The organism is Pseudomonas sp. Hz4 (assembly GCF_054898165.1).
The window spans coordinates 3,076,657-3,101,672 of sequence record NZ_CM142719.1 but is presented as its reverse complement, the minus strand read 5'-3'; the positions used below and the strand labels follow the sequence as shown (position 1 = coordinate 3,101,672).

The following is a 25,016-nucleotide window of genomic DNA, read 5'->3' as shown; positions in this document are numbered from 1 at the left end:
TTTGTGCGGTGCAAAATAATCTTTGCTCATGCCCTTCCTATTCGCTATAAACTCCAGTCTATCGAACGGCGAGCCTAGCCCTCTTTAGCTAAAGGGTTCAGATGCGCAGGTTCCCATGTAGAGCGTCAGGAGATCACGATGGGTCAGGAAGTCAATATTGCGCTGCAAGATGAAGAGCTTTCCGGCCCCGTCGGTTTGTTCCAACACCTGAATCATCTGCACCGCCTCAATACCCGCAATGTCCTTGACGCCGTGCAGAAGCGCCAGGCAAAAACCTTCGCAGCTTTAAACCTTGGGCAACTCAGACAACCGACGCCCGCTGACTGGCAGGAATACTTCACGGACCTTGGCCAGCGCAGCGTGTTGTTCTGGGACACCTTACGCCAGCGCGGCGACAACACTCTGGCCCACGAACGCGCCGGTTATCCGCTGCTGCTCAAGTTCAATCATGAAACGCTGGTCGCCGGGGAAGACCTGCGCCACCCGGTCAACTATTCGCTGTTGCAAATCCTCGGCGGCCCCGGACAACAGATCGACAGCAAAAAGCAGCCGGTGATCATCATTGACCCACGCGGCGGCCACGGCTCGGGGATCGGCGGTTTCAAACAGGATTCAGTCATCGGCGAAAGCCTGAGAGCCGGCCACCCCACCTACTTCATCGCCTTCAGTCACTCGCCACGTCCTGGGCAAACCCTCGCCGATATCACAGAAGCCCAGGCGCGGTTCATCGAAGTCGTCAGCGCCCGGCATCCGGACAGCGCCAAACCTGTCGTCATTGGCAACTGCCAGGCGGGCTGGGCGTTAATGGGCCTGGCCGCCACCCGGCCGGAGTTGCCAGGGTTGATCATCGTCAATGGTGCGCCGTTGTCGTACTGGGCCGGGGTCAATGGCCGCAATCCGATGCGCTACACCGGCGGTTTGCTGGGTGGTGGCTGGATGGCGCGCCTCGGTAGCGACCTTGGCAATGACCGCTTCGACGGCACCTGGCTGGTGAGCAATTTCGAAAGCCTGGACCCGGCTAACACCTATTGGGGCAAGTACTACCACCTGTTCAGTGAAGTCGACAGCGAGGCCGCACGTTTTCTGGATTTCGAACGCTGGTGGGGCAGCCCGACCCTGCTCAATGGCGAAGAGATCGAGATGATTGTCGACGACTTGTTCATCGGTAATCAGCTGTCCGGCGGCCTCGGTCGCAAGAGCAGCGGGCTTGACCTCAAACTGATTGAAGTGCCGGTGGTGGTGTTCTGCTCGTATGGCGACAACATCACCTCCCCGCAACAGGCACTGGACTGGATCACCGACGTCTATCCCAGCGATCTCGCGTTGCAAAATGCCGGACGCACCATCGTGTACTTGCGGCACGCGAGCATCGGTCATCTGGGCATCTTCGTGTCCGGTGAAGTGGCGCGGCGTGAGCACCGTGAGTTACTGGGGGCGGTCGATGCGATCAATGCGCTGCCAGCCGGGCTGTATGAAATGCTGATCGAAGACCTGCCGGAAAACTCGGCGACCCCGTATGCCGTGCATTTCGAGCCCCGGCGCATCGCCGACATCCATGGCGAAGTGCAGAAGCCTCGTGATGACGATCGCGAATTCGCGCTGGTCCAGCGCGCGTCCGACATCAACAACAGTGTGTACGACGAATTCATACGCCCATGGTTGCGCCTGCTGATCAACGAACCCAGCGCCGAACTGCTGCGCCGGGCACACCCTTTCCATCAGCAGCAAGTGGCCTGGAGCAGTTTGAACCCGGCACTGTGGTGGCTGGCAGGTAGCGCCGCCCACGTGAGCAAGGATCGTCACCCCGCCAGCCAAAACAACCCGTTGCTGGTCTGGCAGGAACTGTTTTCCAACCAGATGCAGGACGCCTTGAACGGCTATCGGGATCTGCGTGATGCGGCGCAGGAAATGTGTTTCTACGGCGTGTATGGCGTACTCAATAGCCTCGCCGGCAATGCTCCCGGGCGAAATCTCCAGGAACATGCCGAGCAACACGACAAGGTCCTGATCGAGCGCCTGCAAGATGCCCTGCCCCTTGGCGGGCTGATGGAAGCCTTGATACGGATTCTGTTCCTGCTGGGCCGCGACAGCGACGAGCCGGGCAAGGAAAGCGTCGACAAATTGATCCTGCAAATGCAGGCACTGCTCCAGGACTACAGTGCCAAGCCGCTTGATCTGCGCGAAACCCTGCGCCTGCAAAAACTGCTGGTCGCTACCCATCCGCAAGAAAGCCTGCACAGCCTGCCCTTAATGCTGGTTGAGGTCGAAGAACGCCAACAAGTGTTGGCGGCCGTCGCCAATTTGCTGCCGGAACTGCTGACCAGCGGCGCAGACAACCCATTCTGGTGTGAGCTGCACACGCTGCTCAATGTCCCCCTGCCAGGTTTCAACCTGACCCAACCACCCGGTGAGGCCGATACCATCGAGGAGGAAATCCCGACGGCAACCCCAGAGCCGATCAAGCAGACAGCCCCGGTGGTAATCCCTGAGCCGATCAAGCAGCAACCCCCGGTGGTAACCCCCAAGCCGATCAAGCCGAAAACCCCGGTGGCAATCCCTAAACCGATCAAGCAGCAAGTTCCAGCGGTAATGCCCGAGCCAATCGAACAGAAAATACCCGCAGTGATCCCTGACCCCATCGCCAAGGTTGCGAGTCCAGTGCGCAAACCTGCCAAGGGCAAGCAAGGCGTAAAAACACCTCCGGTGAAATAACGTTTAACGCTGAGGAGAACCGCGTCACACCGGCGCGGCTTCCTCGATTTCAAACGATTCATCGGCCCGATACTGACCGGGTGTCATGCCAAACCAGCGGCTACAGGCTTTGTTGAAACTGCTGTGGTCATGAAAACCAAGGAGATACGCGACATGCTTCATGTTGAAGTGAGAATGGCGCAGGTAGAAATCGGCCAATTGCCGGCGCACATCGTTCTGCACGTCCTTGAATTGCGTCCCTTCCTTTTCCAGCGCGCGTTGCAGCGTCCGCTTGCTAATGTTTAATGCTGCCGCGATCGACTCCATATCGCACTGCCCCTGGTCCTGACTCAAGCGCTCGGTTATCAGCGCGCGAACCCTGCCAACAATGCAAAAACCAAACAGCAGATCCAGTTGAGCCTCGGCAAAACTGTCGTGCAGCACCGCCAACTCTTCGTTGGCCATGCTCAACGGACGCAGCAGCTCCTGCTCGTCAAACAAAATGCTGTCGTAAGGCGCGTCGAAATGCAGATCGCAGCCAAACAGCCGTCGATGCTCGGTGGTGTCTTCAGGTTCGGGATAGGTGAATCCCACGCTCAAGGGGTGCGGTGAGTTGCCGCCCGCCAGCTTACGGCAGAAACCCAGCAATGAAGCCAGCGCTGCATCGGTGTATTGGCGAGGTTTGACAGAATCTTTTTGTTGATGATCGAGCCCGGACAGTCGGTAATTCTGCTGTTCCGAGGTAAAGAAAAGGCTGAATCCGGTGCCAATCAACGGACTGAAACGGACCAGGCGTTCAAGGGCTTTTTTCAGATTCAGGCTGGACATCATGGTGTAGCCGACAATCTGAAAGCTGCCGGGGTGGAAACTTCCATAGGCCTTCAAGCCGATGTCCGGATCGCCCGAGGCCTGAGCGGTCAGATCCCATAGTCGATAGATAGCCCTTCGCTCGCAAAACGCTCCTGGTATGTTCGCGAGATTAACGTCTAGTCCAGCCTCCCGACACAGACTGGCAACATCCAGTCCTTGAGCCGAAAGCGTATTTACCAGCACGCTGGCATAGCCTGAACTCATTCTATACATGGCGTCCTCAATGACCTGTGGAACCGAACATCCTGGTCCGGAGCCATGACTGATCTGCGCTGAATCGAAATGCTAACGGGGTGTTCCGTTGCCAATATTGATCCCAGTATAGGTAATCCTCACTTTTAGCCACTATTTCACACCAGTCGTCGCCCCGTAGCCGCTGCCGGGCGATGACAAACGCAGTGAACAGTTCAATTTCATTTCGTGCATGGCACCGTTGGACACCACACAGTCACCTCTCAACACTTCCGCACACCCCGCCAATACCGAACAATCCACCCTTCTTGCAGCGCAAACTCAAAAAGGAAGAGAGTGTATGAAGTCGCTTAGTCGTATTGCGTTGGTAACGGGTGGTATGGGTGGAATTGGCACTGCGATAAGCCAACGTCTGTACAAGGAAGGATTCAAAGTCATCGTGGGTTGCAGCTCTGACTCCGCCCGCAAGAGCGAATGGATGGCGAGCCAACTGGAGGCGGGTTATCAATTCGAATTCATCTATGGCGACATCACCGATTGGGAATCAACGCGCAAAGCGTTCGAGATGGCACGCGAGCAATTCGGCCCAATCGATGTATTGGTCAACAACGCGGGCATCACTCGCGATGCTTCCTTCCGCAAACTGACTCCAGAAGACTGGAATGCAGTCATCGGCACCAACCTGACTGGCATGTTCAACACCACGAAGCAGGTGATTGAAGGGATGTTGGCCAAAGGTTGGGGACGGGTCATTAACATCTCATCGATCAACGGTCAGCGCGGCCAGTTCGGCCAGACCAACTACAGCGCGGCCAAGGCCGGCATCCATGGCTTCACCATGTCTCTGGCCCGGGAAGTGTCCGGCAAGGGCGTGACCGTCAACACCGTTTCCCCAGGCTACATCCAGACCAGCATGACCGCGGCCATCCGTCCGGACATTCTCGACACCATGATCGCTGCCACACCGGTCGGGCGCCTCGGCCAACCCGAAGAAATCGCCTCCATCGTGGCCTGGCTGGCTTCCGATGAGTCGGGCTACAGCACCGGCGCGGACTTCTCGGTCAACGGCGGCATGAATATGCAGTAGACCGGCCAGGGCAAGGACGCCCTGCTCGCGCTAGACGAATGTTGTCTTTTTTATGAGGTCACGCATGAACGAAGTCGTAATCGTTGCCGCTACTCGTACCGCTATTGGCAGTTTTCAAGGTGCCTTGTCCGCGATTCCTGCCACTGAACTGGGCGCGGCGGTCATTCGCCGCCTGCTGGAAGAGACAGGTCTGGACGGCTCACAGATCGATGAAGTGATCCTCGGCCAGGTACTCACCGCAGGCTCGGGGCAAAACCCCGCACGCCAGACGGCGATCAAGGCCGGCCTGCCCCATACCACCCCTGCCATGACCCTGAACAAGGTCTGCGGCTCGGGCCTCAAGGCGGTTCAGCTCGCGGTCCAGGCCATCCGTTGCGGCGACGCCGAACTGGTGATTGCCGGCGGTCAGGAAAACATGAGCCTGGCGCCCTATGTTCTGCCCAAGGTACGCACAGGTTTGCGTCTGGGTCATGCGCAACTGCAAGACAGCGTGATTCAGGACGGTTTGTGGGACGCTTTCAACGACTATCACATGGGCATCACCGCAGAGAACCTGGCGCAGAAGTATGACCTCAGTCGCGAAGCCCAAGACGCCTTCGCCGCAGCTTCGCAACAGAAAGCTGCTGCTGCCATCGAAGCGGGTTACTTCAAACGTGAAATTACCCCGATCCTGATCCCTCAGCGCAAGGGTGAGCCGCTGGCGTTCGACACCGATGAACAGCCGCGCCCGAACAGCACGCTGCAAGCATTGAGCAACCTCAAACCCGCTTTCCAGAAAGACGGCAGCGTGACGGCCGGCAACTCGTCGACCCTTAACGATGGCGCCGCCGTGCTGTTGCTGGCCAGCGCTGCCAAGGCCAAGGCCCTCGGCTTGCCGGTGCTGGCACGCATCACGGCCTACGCCAGTGCCGGTGTAGACCCCTCGATCATGGGCATCGGCCCGGTACCGGCCACCCGCCTGGTACTGGCAAAAGCTGGCTGGACCCTGGACGACCTCGACCTGATCGAAGCCAATGAAGCGTTCGCTGCGCAATCACTGGCGGTCGGCAAAGAACTGGGTTGGGACACCAGCAAGGTCAACGTCAACGGCGGCGCGATTGCCCTGGGCCATCCGATCGGCGCATCGGGCGCGCGGATTCTGGTGTCGCTGTTGCACGAGCTGATTCGTCGCGACGGCAAAAAAGGCCTGGCCACGTTGTGCATCGGTGGCGGCCAGGGTGTCAGCCTGGTCATCGAGCGCTAGAAACACAGGAGTGTTTCCTTAAGTAGCTGACGCGGCGCCGAAGTCCGGCGCCGCGGTTTTTTTTCTGCCCGGTTTACAGATGTGGGCAAGGAGTTCCATGGACAATAACGCGCATACCTTCAACACCTTCTGGTCAGGCCAGGTTCCGTTCATTGCCTCCTTTGCAGTGCAGCAATTACGTCTCTGGGTCAGCACCAATCCGTGGTTTACCGGCCAAGCCTACAACGAGTGGTTTGACCTGCCGCGCGGTACCCTGGACAGCCTTCAATCGGATTATCAACAACAATGGGGCGAGCTCGGCCAGCGTTTGCTGACCGGTCAGCCGTTCAGCTTCGATGATCGTCGTTTCTCCAGCGGCAACTGGAGCCAGCCACTGTTCGGCTCCCTCGCCGCCTTTTACCTGCTCAACGCCGGGTTTCTGCTGAAGCTGCTGGACACGTTAGCGATCCCGGACAAAAAACCGCGCCAGCGCCTGCTGTATCTGGTGGAACAAGCCATTGCTGCCGGGGCGCCGAGTAACTTTCTGGCCAGTAACCCCGATGCGCTGCAACGGGTCGTCGATACCCAGGGAAGCAGCCTCCTCACAGGCCTGTTGCACCTGGCCAGCGACCTGCAAGACGGCAAGATGCGCCAGTGCGACGCCGGCGCTTTCAAGGTGGGCGTCGACCTCGCCAACACCCCCGGCGAAGTGGTCTTCGAGAACGAACTCTTCCAACTGATTCAGTATTACCCGCAAACCGAAACCCAGTACCGGCGCCCGGTGTTTGTCGTGCCGCCGTCAATCAACAAGTACTACATTCTCGACTTGCGCCCGGACAACTCGATGGTAGGCCATCTGTTGAAACAAGGGCACCCGGTGTTTCTGATGTCGTGGCGCAACTTCGACCAGGAACACGCTGGCACCACCTGGGATGACCTGATCGAAACCGGCATCATCAAAGGCCTGCAATTGACCCGCGAGATCAGTGGCGAACAGCGGCCCAATTGCGTCGGTTTCTGCATCGGCGGCACCTTGTTGAGCTCGGCGCTGGCCGTCCTGGCGGCGCGCGGCGACCGCGAGATCGGCAGCGTGAGCCTGTTGACCACCTTCCTCGACTACCTCGATACCGGCCCCATCGACATCTTCGTCGACGAACAATTAGTGGCCTACCGCGAGCGCACCATCGGCGGCCAGGATGGCCCCATCGGCCTGTTCAAGGGCGAGGACATGGGCAATACCTTCTCGCTACTGCGCCCCAACGACTTGTGGTGGAACTACAACGTCGACAAATACCTCAAGGGCCAGAAACCGATCCCCCTTGACCTGCTGTTCTGGAACAACGACAGCACCAACCTTCCAGGCCCGATGTACTGCTGGTATTTGCGCCACACCTATCTGCAGAACGACCTGAAATCCGGTGAGCTGGACTGCTGCGGCGTCAAGCTGGACCTGCGCGCCATCGATGCTCCGGCGTACATCCTCGCCACCCATGACGATCACATCGTGCCGTGGAGAAGCGCTTACGCCAGCACCGAGTTGCTCTCCGGGACCAAGCGTTTTGTGCTGGGCGCTTCGGGGCATATCGCCGGGGTGATCAACCCACCGGCCAAGGAAAAACGCCATTACTGGACCAACAATCGGGTCACTAAAAACCCTGAAACCTGGTTCAAGAATGCCGAGCAACATGCCGGTAGCTGGTGGAATGACTGGTTCGTCTGGCTGGCTGAACAGTCCGGCGAACGCCAGCCCTCGGTGCTGCATACCGGTAACGCCCAATACCCGGCGATTGAGTCGGCACCGGGGCGTTATGTGATGCAATGACCGACGGCCCCGCGCAATAACTTCTATTGCGTGCTGATGTCGAGCGCGAAAAACTCGGGCGCTGTGGTAATGCCATTTCAGCCGTAACGCATACCTTGCAGCTGGCGAAGCCTGCGCCCGATTCTGTAGCAGCTGTCGAGCTTGCGCTCGACAGCTGCTACAGAGCCGAACGGGCGGTGCGGCGTTCCGCCCCCCCTCGCCACAGGGCAGTGGCTACTCAGATGGGTCGAGTTGATCCAGCGCCAGTTCACCGCGAGCTCGGCGGGTTCTTACGCACCTGTAGGCAACGACGCGTGTTGCACGGCCTTGTTCAGTGCATTACAGGAAAGTCCCTCAGGACCGTCCAGCGCTTAGCGAAGGAGACCAAACCCGTGCGCCTAAACCAGAGCAAAGTACAGTCGCCTTCCAGTATGCGCAGGCCCTGGAGCACGCTATCAACGTGTTTGGCAATCAGCAGTTGGCTGAGGACTGGTTGAAAAAACCCTACCCAGAAGCGCTTTGGGCTGAATACCCAGTTGCTCAGTTGAAAGGAGAAATGGCGGAAGGCAGCCGGAGTCGAACCTGAATCGTTCGGGACTTCGGCGTTGTCGGGCCGAGCATCGGCCTTCGCGAGCAGGCTCGCTCCCACGGGGTTTGGCGCTTATCATGGCTACCACATTAATCCCGGCTTTTATGAGACTGAGCATGACTTTCGATTTTGATCAGGTGTTCGACCGCCGCAACACCGGCAGTACCAAATGGAGCCGTTACCCGGCCGACGTGTTGCCGATGTGGGTGGCCGACATGGACTTCTGCGCACCGCCGGTGATCATCCAGGCCCTGCAAAAACGTCTGGAGCACCCGATGCTTGGTTACAGCGTGGCCCAGGATGACTTGCGCGATGCCATCGTCGCCGACCTCTGGAACAAGTACGCTTGGCGCGTCGAGCCTCATGAGCTGATCTTCCTGCCAGGCGTCGAGTCGGGTTTCAATATGGCCCTGCATGCGCTGGTCCAGCCGCAGCAGAACGTCGTGGTCCAGACGCCCAACTACCCGCCGCTGCGCCATGCCCCAAGCCATTGGGGGCTGAACAAGGTTGAACTGAATTTCGACGCAATGGCGGACGGTACGTATGCCACGCCGCTCGACGCCTTGCGCCAGTCCCTGGTAGGTGGCGGCGCCCTGCTGCTGAGCAATCCGCACAACCCGCTAGGCAAGGTCTTCCCGAGGGAAGAACTGCAAGCGGTGGCTGACATCTGCGTGGAACAGGACGCCTGGATCATCTCCGACGAGATTCACGCCGAGCTGTGCTTCGACGGACGCCGGCATGTGCCGATCGCAACGTTAAGTCCGGAAATCGCCAAGCGCACCATCACGCTGATGTCGGCAAGCAAGGCCTACAACATCGCCGGACTGAAAACCTCGTTCATGATCATCCAGGACCGGGCCATCCGCGAGCGGGTCAACCACGCGCGCTGCGGCCTGGTCGACAGCGTCAACCCGCTGGGCCTGGAAGCCACCCGCGTCGCCTACCGCGAAGCCGGGCCCTGGCTGGTCGAGCTGATGGCCTACCTGCAAAGCAACCGCGATTACCTGGTCGACGCCATTCGCACCCGGCTGCCGGGTGTCAGCATGAACGTACCCCAAAGCACCTATCTGGCATGGCTCGATTGCTCGGCGCTGGACCTGGACAACCCGCAACAGTTCTTCCTTGAACACGCCAAAGTCGGGTTGAGCGCGGGTCTGGAATTCGGCGATGACAGCAAACAGTTCGTGCGCCTGAACTTCGGCTGCCCACGGTCGTTGCTGGAAGAAGGCATCGCGCGGATGGAGCGCAGTTTGCTCACCCTCAAGACCTGATGATCATTCCCACGCGGCGCGTGGAATGATCACGGAAATCCAACCGAACTCAAGGCAAAAGACCAGGGTCAACCCTTTGACTCTTCTGCCTTGAGAAAGGAGATTTCCCAATGACTACCTATCCAAAACCACCCTTCCCGAAACAGGGCCAGCCCGTCCCTGGCTCCCAAAAGAAGATGGACCCCTACCCCGACTGTGGCGAACAAAGCTACAAAGGTTCAGGCCGTCTGGAAGGCAAGATCGCCCTGATCACCGGTGCCGACAGTGGCATCGGTCGCGCCGTGGCGATCGCCTTCGCCCGTGAAGGCGCCGATGTTGCCGTTGCTTACCTCAACGAACATGAAGACGCCCAGGAAACCGCACGTTGGGTCGAACAGGCCGGCCGTCAGTGCCTGTTGCTGCCCGGTGACCTGGCGCAGAAAGCACACTGCCAGGCCCTGGTGGACAAGACGGTCGAACGGTTCGGCCGGATCGATGTGCTGGTCAACAACGCGGCGTTCCAGATGACCCACGAACACTTCGAGGACATCCCGGACGAAGAATGGGTGATGACCTTCGACGTCAACATCACCGCCATTTTCAGACTCTGTCAGGCCGCGTTGAAGCACATGAAATCCGGCAGTTCGATCATCAACACCAGCTCGGTCAATTCGGACATGCCCAAACCTACCCTCCTGCCTTACGCCACCACCAAGGGCGCGATTGCCAACTTCACCGCTGGCCTTGGGCAGATGCTGGGGCCGAAGAACATTCGGGTGAACTGCGTGGCACCGGGGCCGATCTGGACGCCGTTGATTGTCTCAACCATGCCGGATGAAGAAGTTCAGAACTTTGGTGGGCAGACCCCGCTCGGCCGGCCGGGCCAACCGGTGGAAGTAGCGCCGATTTATGTGTTGCTGGCGTCGGATGAGGCCAGCTACATCACCGGCCAGCGCTATGGAATCACCGGTGGCAAGCCGATGCTTTGAGCAGGATGTGCAGCCGCTGCCGAAGGTTGCGTTCGGCAGCAGCTTCATGACGGCTTTTGAGCAATCACCGATACCTTGCCGTTGCGTTCCAGGATCGCGAACTTGATCTGATCAAGGCGCTCGATGCCCTGACTCGAGCGTGCGGCCTCCATGATGTCGGCCTCGAGCAATCGCGAGTGGCGCAGGCGTTTGTGTAGAAACTTGCCATTCTCGACGATGATCGTCGGCCCACCATCGATCAGCTGTGATACCCATTGCGAACGCTGTTTGAGCAGCGACAGTCCGACGTCGATGACAATTAGCGTGACGATCACCAACATCGAGTTGGTCAGGGAAAAGTCATCGCCCAGCAACGCCTGTTGCGTCGCCTCACCGATGATCATCAACAGCAAAAAATCGAATGTCGTCAACTCGGCCAGAGAGCGCCGGCCAGCAATCTTGAACAGCACCATCAGCGCCAGATACATCGCGGCCGCGCGCAATACCGAGTCCATAGGTCACCTAAGGGAAAATGAATTGATCGAGGTTCACGGGCAAGGCGCCGGGCGATGCAATGCGGCTGCGAAACAGTCCCAGCCCATCGCCACGCAACGTCAGATAAAGGATTGCCTGGCCCTGAGCGTCGGTTTGCACCCACAGCCTCATGCCTTGCCCGGCACTGATGGCGCGCAGGGGTTGCGGTTGCAGGGTTTCGATGTTGAAACCGTCCAGCAGCGCCCCGGTCAGTTCCAGCTCAACGGTGGCATTGGGCGCACCGTTCACGCTGATCTGCATCGGGTTGGACGATCCGTGGCGGTGGAACCTCTCGTATTGCACCCGGACCTTGCCGTCGTCACCGTGAACATCTCGGGTGCTCAGCGGCCCGCGTGAAAACAGCCCGAGCAGCGCCAGCAACACCAACAGCACCAGGGTGTACCAGCCCCAACGCTCGAATCGCCAGACCTTGACCTGATGCGTCATGTCTTCGCGCACCGGATAGTCGCGGCTGTGGTAATCGGTATGGCCGGATTCATCGTTCATCGGATGCGCCCCTGTCCGGTCTGACAGGCCCAGGCGAAATAAAGGGTGCCGGCCAGAATGCACCCGCCGTACAAGACTCGGCGGTGGTCAGCAGTAAGTTGTGTTGACGCAAATACTCGACCACGGATTGGCTGATGCTCATGGCAAATCATCCAGAAAGGAGAGCTGCTCGGTTGACCTTCGTCGTCTCCAAACATTCCCTCTATCGGACCACACTCGGCTCAGGTGATAAAAAATGAACCCTGTCAAAACCCGCCCCTCAATACGTTTAGGGGCCCTCTGCTATGGGCCGCTCCATATCTGGAGGTCATCATGTCCGCACCTATCATCAAGCTGTTTACCCAACCGAACTTCGCGTGGACGGATATCCGCAAGGAGGAGGAAGCGCATCCACACCACTACCTCGCTCATTTACTGCTGCTCGCCTTGATCCCCGCCGTGTGCCTGTTTATCGGGACCACCTATGTCGGCTGGAGCCTGGCCGTGAACGAAACCGTCAAGCTCAGCACCGCCAGTGCGTTGCAACTCTGTGTGTTGCTGTACGTGACCATCGTCGCCGGTGTGGCGTTGATGGGGCTGTTCATCCGCTGGATGTCGCGCACCTTCGACTCGCGGCCAACCGTCAATCAATGCATCGGATTCGCGGCCTACACCGCGACGCCGTTTTTCCTCGCAGGCTTCGCCGGTTTGTACCCGAGCCGCTGGCTGGCGATCCTGGTGCTGGGGGCGGCGGCGATCTATTCCACGTTTCTGCTGTTTGTCGGCTTGCCGACCTTTATGCATGAGCGCAAGGAACAAGGCCTGCTGAATGCCGCTTGCGTCTGGGGCGTCGGATTGCTGGTGCTGGTCACCATGCTGATTTCAATGATCCTCCTGTGGTTCAACGTACTGACGCCGGAATATTTGCGCGCGACCGTCGGTTGATTGCCAAAAGCCCTTCATCGCGGCACGCACCCGGCGAGTACAGAGCATGAATTTTATTGTATGGGTGGCGGTGTTGGGTGCCGTGCTGTTGACGCTGGCGCTGACGTCGTCGTACCTGCGATGGATGCCGGTGACCACGTCGGCGGTGTGCCTGGTGCTGGGTGTGGCCATCGGGCCCGCGGGGCTTGGGCTGTTGAAACTGGACACCGATAATGCGTCCACCTGGATGGAACACCTGACGGAAGTCGCAGTGCTGTTTTCGTTGTTTGTCTGCGGTTTGAAGTTGCGCTTGCCGCTCAAGGATAAAACCTGGCGCATCGCCTACGGCTTGGCCGGTCCGGTTATGGTATTGACCATTGCGGGCGTCAGCCTGTTGCTGCACTACGGATTCCAATTGTCCTGGGGCGCATCCGTGTTGATCGGCTCGATTCTGGCGCCTACCGACCCGGTACTCGCCGCCCTGGTGCAAGTCAACGACGCCCGGGATGATGACAGCGTGCGCTTCGGGCTGTCGGGTGAGGCCGGGCTCAATGACGGAATCGCCTTCCCGTTTGTCATCCTCGGCCTGCTCCTGGTGCAACACGACGGCAACCCCGGCTGGCTGAGCGATTGGGTGCTGCGCAGTCTGTTGTGGGCAGTCCCGGCCGGTTTGCTCACCGGCTACTGGATGGGACGCGGTATTGGCCGACTGACCTTGTTAATGCGCATCAAGAATGACGACAGCACCCTTTCCCCGAATGACTACCTCGCCCTCGCCTTGATTGCTCTGGCGTATGTCGGGGCCGATTCGATTGGGGGGTACGGCTTTCTGTCGGTGTTCGCCGCAGGTCTGGGTTTGCGTCACGAAGAAGTCAAATCCACGGGCGGCGACGAACTTCCCGCCGAGCATCTCGTCCAGCCTGTTGTGGGCCATCAGAACGTCGAGCCGCAGCACGCGGTTCATGGCGATACCGCAAGCCTGGAGGACACTCAGGTCGCCGCGGGCATCATGATGGGCGACATGCTCGCCTTCGGCAGCCTGGTGGAACGGGCCATGGAAGTATTTCTGGTGACGCTGCTTGGCGTGGTGCTGATGGCGCACTGGGACTGGCGTGCGTTGCCAATCGCTGTAGTGTTGTTTTGCCTGATTCGACCGCTGAGCGTCGTCGCGATGCCCTGGGGCAGTTTGCTCAACGGTCACCAGCGAATGTTGATTGGCTGGTTCGGCATTCGTGGCATCGGCAGTCTGTATTACCTGTTTTATGCCCTGAACCACGGGCTGGGCGAGTCGATCTCTACACTCTGTATTGATCTGACCTTGTCCGTGGTCGCGCTCAGCATCCTCATCCACGGGCTCAGCACTCAACCGATCCTGGCTCGATATGAACAGCATAAAAAACAGGATACTTGATTCGATGTCTGTACGTTCATGATCGGAATTATCGAATTTTCACGTTCATAAATTTGAAATTCTTTTGCGATCCGGCCAGTCACAACTTTAATCTCGCCCGGCTTTTTCACGGCGGGACATATCAGGTTCGGTTCCCCTGCGGCGTCGATACCTATCAAAAGGGACCTCGAAAAAATCAGGTGCTGGTCATGATTCACTATTCCACCTCCGATGAAATCAAAGCCTGCCGGGCATTCGCCCTGGAACGTAATCGTCAAATGTTCGAAAACGCCCAGGCGCTGAGCCGCAACGCCTTTGCGCTACTTGAGGGCAGTGACATGGACGTGGAGTTGTTTGATCGCTATCAGGCCATGCGCAGGAAGGCCGACTTGACGTTCCAGGACGCGATCGAGCACTTGCGGGTGCTTAATGAAGATTTTCCACCTGTCTCGATGTCCACGCAAAACGCTCATCGCTTGCTCCAGCAGCCCGAATCCAGAGTCTGAACCTGTAGATACTCTGTTCACGGTCAAGCTTTCGCGAGATGTTTTTCGCTAAAAAGCTTGGCCGTATTAAATTCTTCTCCAGAACGCATGCATGCCCATAACCCGGTCAGGTATTTGCGCATCACTGCTCCGATGGCGTGCATTTTCTTCTTGCCGCGAGCTACCACCTGGGCATAAGCCACCATGAAGATTGGCTCGGCGCCGAACATCTTCGCGCAGGCGGCGCTTTGCCTGGAGTAAAAAAAGCGACACCGCGAACTGCATGAGTCAAATTCCGGACTCATGCAGCCTGCACGACCGCAGATCGCCATCAACGAAGCCAACGTGTTGATTTATAACGACCTAGTTGAAGGATTAAATTCGGCACGACAAATGCTCAAGGTCTATGAGCGACTTTCGGCCTTGAGACCGTTTGCGCTCACCCCCTGACTCGTTGGAGAGACTCGACCATGAACGCCATAGACCTGTTGAAAGCCGACCATGAACGTGTAAAAGGCATCCTGACCCAGTTAAGCGAGACCACCGAACGGGGTGTGAAAAAGCGCAGCGAGTTGCTGGCCAAGCTGGAAATGGAGATCGCCATCCATACCCGTCTCGAAGAAGAAGTCTTGTACCCGGCGTACAAGAAAGCCGGGGGCAAGGAACAGGAGGTCATGTATTACGAAGCCAAGGAAGAACATCGCACCGTTGATTTGCTGGTGCTGCCAGACCTCAAAGTCACGGACCCGTCCACCCCGGAATTTACCGGTCGCGTGAAAGTGGTCAAGGAACTGCTGGAACACCACATCGAAGAAGAGGAAACGGAAATGTTTCCTCAAGCCAAAAAGCTGCTGGGTAAAGCCACCTTGGAAGAGTTGGGCGCGCAAATGGAAACCTTGAAAGCCCAGTACAAGAAAGAACTGAGCGCAGCCAATCTGGCGGCTTGATGCACGGCATCCTTACCGCGGTGCCCCCTGCGCAATGCCTGCGTCGTTCGCGACAGGAACAGTGCGTGAACAAATCATTGAAGTGAAAGGCGGCCGTCAGTAGCGGCGTGTTGGCTTGCGTCTGCACGCACCGGCTGACTCGGGGGGCTACCACGCTGTGGTTCCGCAAATGCCGGGCCTTTTTGGTTGTTCGGTTCACGCACCCGGGTTGGTCACCTGAATGTAAAACGCGTAGCTGCCCAACAGCACCCAGAAAGTGGTGAAAATCCACGGCGTACGCACGGAAAATAACAACGACTTGCGATATCCCTTATGGGACGATTCCGTCTCACTGAACAGCGGCGACTCATCGTAAGCGAGGCCCATCAAGGGCTCGCTGCGTAGCAACTCACTCTGCTTGAAATGCCAATGATCGATAATGTCGTACGCCGCGCGAATGCCCGGCCAGGCGTTGAGCGAACTGAGCAGTCCCAACAGGGCCAAAAAGGGTGGCACCACCAGCGTGAAGAGTTTCCCCCACTCGGGATTGAGGTTGGACATGCACGATGCGAAGGCAATCACCAGAAACGATTGCGCCGCCAGGTAGGCGTCGGTGCGATTGGCCAGAATGCTGGTTTCGTACTGGATTTCCTGGCGGTAGAAATCCAGACGCTCCTTGGGTGAACCGAACATCTTGGCGTTGTGTCCGGTCAGGGTTTCTTCGGCCGGGGCCTCGGTCAGTATTTTTGGCACAAGAGTCACACACGGGATGGAAAACATTTAGAAGAAACGTCTCCCGACAAGTTCAGCTGGATTTCAACACCCCCTCCAGGCACCCATCAAGGCACCCTCGCCGCCAGACACTGGATCGGCCAAAGGATGTGGAACCTTGGCGATTCGAGCAACGGACAGGGCGTGAGTCGTCGGGTCCGGACGCTGAATGTCATACTTTTCCTGGCCTGTTGGATACGCACCAACGACCAAAAAATCACTGCTCTGGTCCAGGCTGCAATGCCCGATGCCCGCCGGCAGAATCAACACGTCGCCCGCTTCCACCGTCTGCTCTGCACCGGATGAACCGCCCAGTTTCAAGCGTGCCCGACCGCTGATGACACCCAACACTTCATGAGCGTTCGAGTGGTAATGGTGATAATCGAACACCTGCGCCCGCCATTGAGCCGGCCAGTGATTGGCGCTAAATAATGCTTCGAAGGCGCTAGCCTTGTCCGCCGATTTCAGCGCGACATTTCGATAAAGCAGAACCGGCAGACGACTGTTGGGCGTCTGCCCGTCATCGTCGAAAAACAGGGAGGTCGGCAGGTTCTCGATAGGACGGCTCATGGCGGGAGTGTTCCAAGGCGCTGTAAAAACTCTGAGCCGCTCAATGACGAAAAATTCAATGGCGTCGTTAGGTCACCCCCGAACGGTGCCTCGCCACTGTGGTCCCTCACTTAAGAGGCTGACGTTAAGGAATGGGGATGGACTATCTCGATTGGGTGCAATGGCCAGCGATGCTGGTCACGGTGTTGGCGGCGTGGTTGATTGGTTCGCAAAGCCCCCGGCGCAGGGTCTCGGGCTTCGTCTGCTTTATTGTCAGCAATATTTTGTGGGCGATCTGGGGTTACCACACCCAGGCTTATGCACTGATCGTGCTGCAGTTTTGCCTGTGCGCCATGAACGTACGTGGATTCAAGAAGAACGCGGGATCCGCGGCCTAACATTGAACGCGCTTGCCATTTCATGGTCGAGGCGATGATTTCCACCAGATTGAGTTGAGTAAAGGGTTTGGACAGGCGCGCAAGTCTGGTTGCGAAACCTTCCAGGCGCTCGGCGGCAAACCCGAGTAACGTGCCGGTGTCACCCCAAATCGATTCGACCACGACGTGTGCCAGAAACCGCGTACCGTCCTTGCGCACGCGCCAGGCTTTGTTTTCGAAACGCCCCTCCCTGATCGCCGTGTCCAGTGCTCGCTGGGGCAAACCGGCACGACGGTCCTCTTCGGTATAGAAACGCGAGAAGTGCTGGCCGAGAATCTCGGCCTCCTCATACCCCTTGAAACGCTTGGCGCCAGAGTTCCAGCTGGTAATAATGCCATCGGAATCAATCATGTAGATCGCGTACTCAATCACGGCATCGATCAACAGGCGAAAAGGCATGTCCTCAATGGCGGTGGCTTTGGTCCGATCCTCGCTCATTGATCCCTCACGTCACTGGTGTTTTTCTGGAGTAGGCGACAAACCGGGAATTTGGAAAGCCAAAAAGCACCTCTCGACGTAAGTGTTATTGGTTCACGTACTTGGCGATATAGGTGTACAGGTCGTTGTAGACAAAGGCTGGGACAGACGGGGCATGCGTCCCGGCCTTGAGCAATGCCAGATGGCACTCTTTGACGATTTCGTAGTGGCCGTTCACCGCGAAAACGTGGTTATCCGTAATGCGCGAGTAAACGATGTACTCAAAAGGCCTCATGGTCGTCGTTGTAGTCACCGAGCCGTCGGCAGCTTTGGTGTAGGTGCTCTGACCACGCACCGTTCGCTCGTTCAACACTCCGAACCCACGTTCGTACACAGTGATTTGCGAACCGCTGACTGCCTTTGCAGCCGTCTCGAAAGCCAGGATGATTGATTGTGCATAACCCATGCTGGCATTCAGCTTAGACACCGTGAGAAACCTTTCCATTTCCTGATTTTCAAGGCTTTTGAGTGCTCGTTTAATGCTCGACACATGAGCAAACTCTTGAGTGCAGCCAACGATGTGGGTCTCGAACTGATAACCCTGGGCTGTTGCCGTCGGTGGAAAAGCCGCGAAATCGATACTGTCGAACGCACATTCCATGATGATGTTGTATTTGCCGGTGAAGGCCTGCGTAAAGATTTTCGCGCTGACTTCTCGGACGAATGCCTCGGTATGCTCATACGCATGCAAGACGCCGAGTTTGATCATCTCTGAGTATTGGGGGTGTTTTTTGCGGTAGTCGGGCAGGTACAGACGAACATAGTTGTCGTAGCGTTTTGAAGCCAGCAGGTTCTTTTCCAGCAGATAGGTTTTGCCTGACCCTTGCAGCCCGGCAACGACCAGCATTTTGGGAATTGCCTCGACCGTGAGACCGCAGAATAGCCTCGCTTTTATTTCATCGAACACTGCGATGACCTGCTCAGGGGTGTACGTGTATTTCGGTGCTGCTGACATACCTTGATTTCCTTATCAAAGATTGGTTTGAACGTGATGACTCGCCCTTTGAATAAAGCGGGAATTCGCCGTTTGTTCAAATAGGCGTGTCTTCAAGATATGTCGATGTTTTTAAAGTAAAAAATCCTACTCGGTTGAGTGAAGAAGCCTCGGGTCAATCGACCACCAGCGCGGCAGTAACTGCTTGACCTTGTTTTCGCCAAACCGGTCATCGATCAACATCACCACCCCTTGATCCTGCTGGGTGCGGATCACCCTCCCCGCCGCCTGCACCACTTTCTGCACACCGGGAAACAGGTAGGTGTAGTCATAACCGGCGCCGAAAATCGCCGCCATGCGCTGTTTCAATTGCTCGTTGACCGGGTTGAGTTGCGCCAGCCCAAGGGTGGCGATGAACGCACCGATCAGGCGCGCACCGGGCAAGTCGATGCCTTCGCCAAAAGCCCCGCCCAGCACCGCAAAACCGACGCCCTGACTGTCGATGGTGAACTGATCGAGAAAGTCCTGACGCTGCCCTTCCCCCATGCCCCGGGACTGCGACCACAGATTGATGTCGGGATGCGTCTCGGCCAGCAACTGCGCCACTTGCTGCAAATAATCGAAGCTGCTGAAAAACGCCAGGTAGTTTCCGGGACGTTGTCTGAACTGCCGGGCAATCAGCTCGACGATCGGCGCGAGGGATGACTGGCGATGGACGAACCGAGTGGAGATCTGACTGACGATGTGCACTTGCAACTGGTCGGCATGGAACGGCGATTCGACGTCTATCCACACCGTGTTCGCTGGCGTACCCAACAGATCGGCATAGTAGTGGCGAGGGCTCAGGGTCGCGGAAAACAGTACGGTGCTGCGGGCAGCCGTCAAGCGCGGGCGGATGAAACCGGCGGGCACCACGTTGCGCAGGCACAGCTGCGACAGGTTGCGCTTGCAATCGAGGTCGCGCTTGCTGATGTCGAACAGGAACTGTTCATCGAAGAGTTCGGCCACGCGGCAAAATTGCAGCATGTCGAAATGGAAGTTCTGTAACGGCCCGTCCAGGCCTTGAGGATGATCGTTCAGGTAGTCGCCGATGCTCGCACTGCACGACGACAACGCCTGGAGCAGTTTTTCCGGAGCCTTGTCATAGGCCTGATAGGCGCCGAGTTGCAGATTATGCAAGGCATTCCACTCACGGTTGACCCGCTGCAAGGGTTTTTTCAACGCCTCAGGCGCGGTTTTTCGTACGCCGTTGAGGGTGGATTGGTCGAGGCTGGCGCTGTACATCTGTCGACCGCGCTCTACCAGGTTGTGGGCTTCGTCCACCAGCACCGCGACTTTCCAGTTATTGGCCTGGGCCAGCCCGAACAGCAGCGCGCTGAAATCGAAATAATAGTTGTAATCGGCGACCACCACGTCTGCCCAGCGGGCCATTTCCTGGCTCAGGTAGTAGGGACAGACATCGTGTTCCAGAGCGACGTGGCGCAATGCGCTTTGGTTCAACAGGCTCAGTTCGCTGGCTGCCTGGCGAGCGGCGGGCAAGCGATCATAAAACCCCAGGGCCAGCGGGCAGGATTCGCCGTGACAGGCTTTGTCCGAATGCTCGCAGGCCTTGTCCCGGGCAATCATTTCGAGCACCCGCAAGGGCGGCGCGTCGGCGCTCTCAAGGATCACCTGCGCGGCGTCCAGCGCCAGTTTGCGCCCCGGGGTTTTAGCCGTGAGGAAGAACACCTTGTCCAGTTGCTGCGGCGCCAGGGCCTTGAGCATTGGGAACAGCGTGCCGACCGTCTTGCCGATCCCCGTGGGCGCCTGGGCCATCAAGCAACGACCGATGCTGACGGCCTTGAACACCGATTCCGCCAGATGACGTTGCCCGGGGCGAAAGTCGGCATGGGGAAACGCCAGGTGTTGTGCGGCCCGATTACGCCCTGCGCGATGAGCCATTTCCTGTTCGGCCCAGTGCAGAAACAAGGCGCAATGGTCTTCGAAGAACAGCCCCAGTTCGACGGCGCTGAACGCCTCGACCAGGCAGGTTTCCTTTTCGCTGACGATGTCGAAGTACACCAGGGCCAGATTGATCTGCGCCAGCTCCAGTTTCTGACACATCAACCGGCCGTAAATCTTCGCCTGCGCCCAGTGCAACTGACGGTGATTGGCGGGTTGCTTGCTCAAGTCGCCGCGATAGGTTTTGACTTCTTCCAGGCAGTTTTGCACCGGGTCGTAACCGTCGGCCCGGCCCTTTACCTTCAACGTTTGATACAGGCCTTCAAGCGCGACTTCGCTCTGGTAGCCCTCGCTGCGTCGGGACGCCACCGTACGGTGCCCGACGATACCTTCCAGCGCCGTCGGCGAGGGCGTAAAACGCAGGTCGAGGTCACCGACCTTGGCGGTGAATTCACACAGCGCCCGCACCGCGATGCTGTAACTCAAGCGCTCTGCTCCGCCCATTGCACGTAACAGACGGCAATCGGCATCTGGTGTTCATGGCAGAACTCGAGCCAGCGCAATTGATTGTCTTGCAGACGATCACCGGGGCCTTTGACTTCGATCATCCGGTAGGTTTTGTCCTGCGGCCAGAACTGGATCAAATCCGGCATACCGGCGCGATTGGCCTTGATGTCCAACAACAGTCGATTGAACCAGTGCTTGAGGTGTTCGGCCGGCAGGCAATCGAGTGCCTGATCCAGCAACTCTTCGCTCAACACACCCCAGAACACAAAGGGCGACTGCACGCCCCACTTGCTGGCATAGCGTTCACGAATCGTCTGCAGGTAACGCCCATCATCGAGTTCAGCCAGGCAGTCCTGGAACAGCTCCGCGCGGCGCGCGTGAAAGTCTTCATTGAGCAAATCCACCGGCCCACGCTGAAACGGGTGGAAAAACGCCCCCGGCAACGGTGCGAAGATCGCCGGCCAGCACAGCAGACCGAACAGCGAGTTGACCAGGCTGTTCTCGACGTAATGCACCGGTGCCGAATCTTCCGCCAAATGCGCCTGAACGTAATACTCCACGGACAACGCCGGGTCGGTTCTGGGCAGGTGCAAGTCCAGGCGCAGCATCGCCCGTGGGGATACGCGCTTCATCGCCGGCCCGCCCAGCTTGCGCCGCAGCCTGGGCAGCACACGCGCCAATTGTTGCTGTTCGGCGGCACTTTCCGGTGATTGCTCTATCGCGACGGCCAGGTCCATGGCCAGCTGATATTCACCGCAGCGCTCCAACACCCGAATCAACCGCAGTCGCGCGCCGGGATAGGCACACTCGCGGTAGATCATCAGGGCAGTCGAGAAATCCGCCAGGCGCTCGCAATGCTGACCGATCTGGAACAACAGTTTGCCGCGACGTCGTTGCAGCCAGGGATTGCTCAGCGCCAGTCCGTTGATCTGCTCGACAATGCCTTGCACTGCATCGCCGGCCTCGAAATGCTGCTGACACTCATGAAGGAAGAGGCAGGCATCCACGTCGTCACGGCTGCGCAGGCCTCGGGAATCGGCACAGAACTCGACTTTTTCATAGGTAAAGATGCCCAAGTCAGCCAGCACGAACTCGGACCAATCCTGGTAAAGATTGCCGAAAAACATCAAACGCAGCCGGTCGCACAGGCCCATGATGGTCAGGCTGAACAATCGGTCATCCAGCGACGGGCACCACTGGCCGAAGGTTTGATTATGGGGAAACCGCTCGCTCAGTACCGGCAGCCAATCGGTCTTTTTTCCCTTGGGCTGATCGATGGTGGGGCCAAAACATTGAAGAATTTCTGCCTTTAGCAACACCTCGAACAGCACCTCGATCGGCATCGGCAATTGCTCATTGATCCAGCCCAGCGCCAGCAATGGGCCGGCGGCAATGGCGGTGTCGCCGATTTCGAGGTAATGCAGCTTGCTCGCCCTGAAGTGTTCCCCCTTGCGCATCACCATCCTGACCAGCAGCGCCCTGGACTCACGGGGCAACCGATTGAAGTCGCGGATGAAGTGTTGCTCTTCGACACTCAACACATCGGCATAGCGATGCTCAAGCCAATCAAGCACTTGCATGAAGTTGTTCATGTAATAGAACGGATCGTCGAGAGGATTTGCTGTCACAGGAAAAAAAGGCCATGGCGAGCGAGTACTGGTTATGCGTACAGATACCAGCTACGCCCTGCCTGGTGCAAACGGAAAAGGATAAGCGGCGGCGCTATCGGTATTTTCCGGGTGTCTATGAACTTTCTGCCGATCCATCACACCAACCGCGTTAGAGGTGCAGTGATGATTGATTTCGTTCGCGACAGTCGCGCTGTTTTTTGAAGGATGAGAGGTGGTTATGAATATCAAGACTTTGGGCTTGCCCCTGGCGGTAGCGGCCTTTCTGGCCCTGGCGGGTTGCTCGACGCCAACGGTAGTGACGCTGCAGAACGGCACCCAGTATTTGACCAAGGACGCGCCGAAAACCAAGACCAAGGATGGCTTCTTTGAGTTCGAAGATATTTCCGGGGCAAAAGTGAAGGTCAATGCCGATGAAGTGACCACGATTCGGCAGGAAGACTGAATTCCACGTAACGTTCATCGCGAGCTCGCTCGCGATGAAGCGTCACATCACCCTCAGGCAATAACAATCCCCGCACTCGACAAACTATCCAATCCCACCCCGACCAATGTCACCGAATCCCCCCCAAACGTCAGCACCGTGTCGTGCCCCACCGCCGTGGCATGCGCCCGATAGTCGTCGTTCGACGCCACCCCTTGAACCCCGAGAAACACCAGTTTGTCGCTGGCCTGATAGCCAACCACCCGGTCCTGACCAAAGGCGCCGCTAAACAAAAAGGTATCGATCCCGCCTCCCGACTCCAGCAGGTCATTTCCCACCCCACCGACAAACACGTCGTCACCCTTGCCGCCGATCAAATGATCGTTGCCGTCCACCCCCAGCAGCCAATCGCCGCCCGCGTGAGCCTTGAGCGTATCGGCGCCAGCGCCACCCTTCTCCGTTGACGCGTACTGAGTCAGGTTGTTGCCCGTCTTAAGGCCTTCGGCAGTGACGCTGTGGGATACGTCATCCTTGAGCAGCCCCCATAGGAACCCCGGCTCCTTGGTCACGAGGCTGCCGATGTCGCGGGTAATGCTGATGCCACCCTTGGCGTCGCGGATGTACAGATTGCCGGCACCGTCATTGGCGAAGTCGACGTTTTTCACCGACTGCTGCAAGTCCAGCACGTTGTTGCCCTTGCCGCCCAACAGGATGTTGTAGCCACCACCGTCGCGAAAGGTGTCGTTGCCATCGCGGCCTTCCAGGTAGTCGTTGCCTTGGCCACCCTGGATCAGATCGTTGCCGTCGCTGCCGATAATGAAGGTGCTGCCTTTATGGGTGTCGGCGTTGCGGTTCAGATCCTGGACCCAGGTGTTGCTGCGCGCCGGGTCCGACAGGTTGGCAACGATGATCGTCGAGTCTTTGCTGGTGAGGTCGTAGAACGCCGACTCCAGCACTCGGGTCATGCCGTCGCCGTAACCGGTGGGCAAGTGCGAGATCCAGGTCGGTATGTTGAGGATCGAGAACGGCAGCACGTTCCACGCCGTCGAGGCGTAGTGATCGTTGAAACTGACGATGTTGTTGGTCGCCGAATCCTGATGGGCATCGTGCACGCCCACCGACGACAGGTTGAACGATGAGCCGTCGAGGGCACGGAACACCGGGTCGTTTTCGTAACCGACGTTGAGCACTTTGTCCGTGCTGCTTTGGGTCGGCGAGGCGTAGGCGATGTAGTTGGAACCCTGATAGAACCCGGCCCATTTGTCGTTGCTCAGATCCGCCAGGCTATTGACCGCCAACCCACCGAGGCTATGGCCGCTGACCAGCACGTCCTTGCCCGACAAGCCATTGGCCCGGGCAAATGCCGCAACATTACTGAGCAGTTCGCCGAAGGCTTCGCCGACGTAGTTCTTGGCGTAATCCTTCGGCCCCAACGCTGCCATCAGATCGTTGATCACGTCTGCGATTGAATCACTGACCAGGGTTTCCCGGGGCCCGCTGGTGCCGCGAAAGGCGATGCCGATTTCGCTGAGATGACCCTGCGCGTCGTACTTGCCGAGGATTTCTACCTGAGCGCTGGTGTAGCCATCCTTTTCGCCGAAAAACGTTCCGCGTGCGTCGACCTTGCCGTCATAACCTAGTTGCGAAGCCGTGATTGGCGTCCAGCCGGCTTTCTGCACCGCGCCCAGCGCGGCTTTTTCCGAATCGGGATTCCACGGAACCCCGGGGATGACACCCTGGGAGTCGGCGCCGCCGATCAGCGCCGTGACCAGTGTCGCCGGCAAGCCAAGGCCGAAGCCAGTGTGCTGATAGCCGGTGGCAAAGCCGTTATCGAGGTTGTGATAGGAATACAGCGTGATTGCCATCGCGTCGGTAAATAACGCTTTGGAATCTGCTGTGCCGAGGTTTTTGTAGTCGTACACACCCATGGGTA

The 25,016-nt window shown here is 58.1% G+C and carries 21 protein-coding genes and 2 pseudogenes; 12 read left to right on the top strand and 11 right to left on the bottom strand.

The genetic code is table 11. The features are described 5' to 3' along the window. Positions 1-138 precede the first annotated feature (138 nt). Positions 139-2,712, top strand: coding sequence for a DUF3141 domain-containing protein (locus tag ACYZTR_RS14070; protein WP_461971752.1), 2,574 nt, complete (start codon positions 139-141; stop codon positions 2,710-2,712). 24 nt (positions 2,713-2,736) lie between these two features. Here ACYZTR_RS14070 and ACYZTR_RS14065 read toward each other — a convergent pair whose 3' ends face one another. Beyond that, positions 2,737-3,774, bottom strand: a complete 1,038-nt coding sequence (locus tag ACYZTR_RS14065; RefSeq protein ID WP_461971750.1) for an AraC family transcriptional regulator — start codon at positions 3,772-3,774, stop codon at positions 2,737-2,739. Between the two features lie 319 nt (positions 3,775-4,093). Here ACYZTR_RS14065 and phbB point away from each other — a divergent pair, with 319 nt between their 5' ends. The 5 genes from phbB (at position 4,094) to ACYZTR_RS14040 (ending at position 10,691) form a co-directional block, all read left to right on the top strand. Continuing rightward, positions 4,094-4,840, top strand: a complete 747-nt coding sequence (phbB, locus tag ACYZTR_RS14060) for an acetoacetyl-CoA reductase (RefSeq protein ID WP_461971748.1) — start codon at positions 4,094-4,096, stop codon at positions 4,838-4,840. Between the two features lie 64 nt (positions 4,841-4,904). After that, the gene (locus ACYZTR_RS14055) at positions 4,905-6,083 is read left to right on the top strand and encodes an acetyl-CoA C-acetyltransferase (protein WP_461971746.1); all 1,179 of its coding nucleotides are present in this window, start codon (positions 4,905-4,907) and stop codon (positions 6,081-6,083) included. Positions 6,084-6,180: 97 nt separating this feature from the next. Next, entirely contained in the window at positions 6,181-7,884 is a 1,704-nt protein-coding gene (phaC, locus tag ACYZTR_RS14050; RefSeq protein ID WP_461971744.1) for a class I poly(R)-hydroxyalkanoic acid synthase, read from the top strand. A 684-nt stretch (positions 7,885-8,568) separates the two neighbouring features. Next, positions 8,569-9,723, top strand: coding sequence for a MalY/PatB family protein (locus ACYZTR_RS14045; protein WP_461971742.1), 1,155 nt, complete (start codon positions 8,569-8,571; stop codon positions 9,721-9,723). Positions 9,724-9,833: 110 nt separating this feature from the next. Further along, complete coding sequence (locus tag ACYZTR_RS14040) at positions 9,834-10,691, top strand: SDR family oxidoreductase (protein WP_461971740.1); 858 nt, start codon at positions 9,834-9,836, stop codon at positions 10,689-10,691. Between the two features lie 44 nt (positions 10,692-10,735). Here ACYZTR_RS14040 and ACYZTR_RS14035 read toward each other — a convergent pair whose 3' ends face one another. Together ACYZTR_RS14035 and ACYZTR_RS14030 are read right to left on the bottom strand one after the other, a co-directional pair. Then, a complete protein-coding gene (locus ACYZTR_RS14035) occupies positions 10,736-11,185 on the bottom strand; it encodes a DUF421 domain-containing protein (RefSeq protein ID WP_461971738.1) in 450 nt (149 codons plus the stop codon). A 7-nt stretch (positions 11,186-11,192) separates the two neighbouring features. Further along, entirely contained in the window at positions 11,193-11,711 is a 519-nt protein-coding gene (locus ACYZTR_RS14030; protein WP_461971736.1) for a hypothetical protein, read from the bottom strand. Positions 11,712-12,023: 312 nt separating this feature from the next. On the opposite strand from ACYZTR_RS14030, the gene ACYZTR_RS14025 reads away from it, so the two are divergent. The 3 genes from ACYZTR_RS14025 (at position 12,024) to ACYZTR_RS14015 (ending at position 14,510) form a co-directional block, all read left to right on the top strand. After that, on the top strand, positions 12,024-12,635 hold the full coding sequence (locus ACYZTR_RS14025; RefSeq protein ID WP_461971734.1) for a Yip1 family protein: 612 nt from the start codon (positions 12,024-12,026) through the stop codon (positions 12,633-12,635). A 46-nt stretch (positions 12,636-12,681) separates the two neighbouring features. Further along, positions 12,682-14,025: a cation:proton antiporter gene (locus ACYZTR_RS14020; protein WP_461971732.1), complete on the top strand. Its 1,344-nt coding sequence runs from the start codon at positions 12,682-12,684 to the stop codon at positions 14,023-14,025. Positions 14,026-14,213: 188 nt separating this feature from the next. After that, positions 14,214-14,510 (top strand): hypothetical protein, encoded by a 297-nt coding sequence (locus ACYZTR_RS14015; protein WP_461971730.1) that lies wholly within the window; start codon positions 14,214-14,216, stop codon positions 14,508-14,510. Positions 14,511-14,533: 23 nt separating this feature from the next. Here ACYZTR_RS14015 and ACYZTR_RS14010 read toward each other — a convergent pair. After that, positions 14,534-14,677: pseudogene (locus ACYZTR_RS14010) on the bottom strand (IS110 family transposase); the annotation flags it as partial. Between the two features lie 282 nt (positions 14,678-14,959). On the opposite strand from ACYZTR_RS14010, the gene ACYZTR_RS14005 reads away from it, so the two are divergent. Beyond that, positions 14,960-15,436, top strand: coding sequence for a hemerythrin domain-containing protein (locus ACYZTR_RS14005; protein WP_461971728.1), 477 nt, complete (start codon positions 14,960-14,962; stop codon positions 15,434-15,436). Positions 15,437-15,631: 195 nt separating this feature from the next. Here the strand turns inward: ACYZTR_RS14005 and ACYZTR_RS14000 are convergent, their stop codons facing one another. Beyond that, positions 15,632-16,168, bottom strand: a complete 537-nt coding sequence (locus ACYZTR_RS14000) for a hypothetical protein (RefSeq protein WP_461971726.1) — start codon at positions 16,166-16,168, stop codon at positions 15,632-15,634. Positions 16,169-16,231: 63 nt separating this feature from the next. Continuing rightward, positions 16,232-16,756 carry a cupin domain-containing protein gene (locus ACYZTR_RS13995; RefSeq protein WP_461971725.1) on the bottom strand — a complete coding sequence of 175 codons (525 nt, stop codon included), beginning with the start codon at positions 16,754-16,756 and terminating at the stop codon, positions 16,232-16,234. 137 nt (positions 16,757-16,893) lie between these two features. Here ACYZTR_RS13995 and ACYZTR_RS13990 point away from each other — a divergent pair, with 137 nt between their 5' ends. Beyond that, entirely contained in the window at positions 16,894-17,133 is a 240-nt protein-coding gene (locus tag ACYZTR_RS13990) for a hypothetical protein (RefSeq protein WP_461979726.1), read from the top strand. A 114-nt stretch (positions 17,134-17,247) separates the two neighbouring features. Here the strand turns inward: ACYZTR_RS13990 and ACYZTR_RS13985 are convergent. The 4 genes and pseudogenes from ACYZTR_RS13985 to ACYZTR_RS13970 form a co-directional block, all read right to left on the bottom strand. After that, positions 17,248-17,610 (bottom strand): annotated as a pseudogene (locus ACYZTR_RS13985) (PAS domain S-box protein); the annotation flags it as partial. 85 nt (positions 17,611-17,695) lie between these two features. Then, positions 17,696-18,604 carry a zeta toxin family protein gene (locus tag ACYZTR_RS13980; protein WP_461971723.1) on the bottom strand — a complete coding sequence of 303 codons (909 nt, stop codon included), beginning with the start codon at positions 18,602-18,604 and terminating at the stop codon, positions 17,696-17,698. Positions 18,605-18,730: 126 nt separating this feature from the next. After that, positions 18,731-21,010: an ATP-dependent DNA helicase gene (locus ACYZTR_RS13975; RefSeq protein WP_461971721.1), complete on the bottom strand. Its 2,280-nt coding sequence runs from the start codon at positions 21,008-21,010 to the stop codon at positions 18,731-18,733. Further along, complete coding sequence (locus ACYZTR_RS13970; RefSeq protein WP_461979724.1) at positions 21,007-22,623, bottom strand: VRR-NUC domain-containing protein; 1,617 nt, start codon at positions 22,621-22,623, stop codon at positions 21,007-21,009. The genes ACYZTR_RS13975 and ACYZTR_RS13970 overlap by 4 nt, the downstream gene beginning before the upstream one ends. 256 nt (positions 22,624-22,879) lie before the next feature. On the opposite strand from ACYZTR_RS13970, the gene ACYZTR_RS13965 reads away from it, so the two are divergent. Next, on the top strand, positions 22,880-23,104 hold the full coding sequence (locus tag ACYZTR_RS13965) for a YgdI/YgdR family lipoprotein (RefSeq protein ID WP_461971719.1): 225 nt from the start codon (positions 22,880-22,882) through the stop codon (positions 23,102-23,104). Between the two features lie 53 nt (positions 23,105-23,157). Here ACYZTR_RS13965 and ACYZTR_RS13960 read toward each other — a convergent pair whose 3' ends face one another. Beyond that, positions 23,158-25,011, bottom strand: coding sequence for a polyurethane esterase (locus ACYZTR_RS13960; RefSeq protein WP_461971717.1), 1,854 nt, complete (start codon positions 25,009-25,011; stop codon positions 23,158-23,160). Positions 25,012-25,016 lie beyond the last annotated feature (5 nt).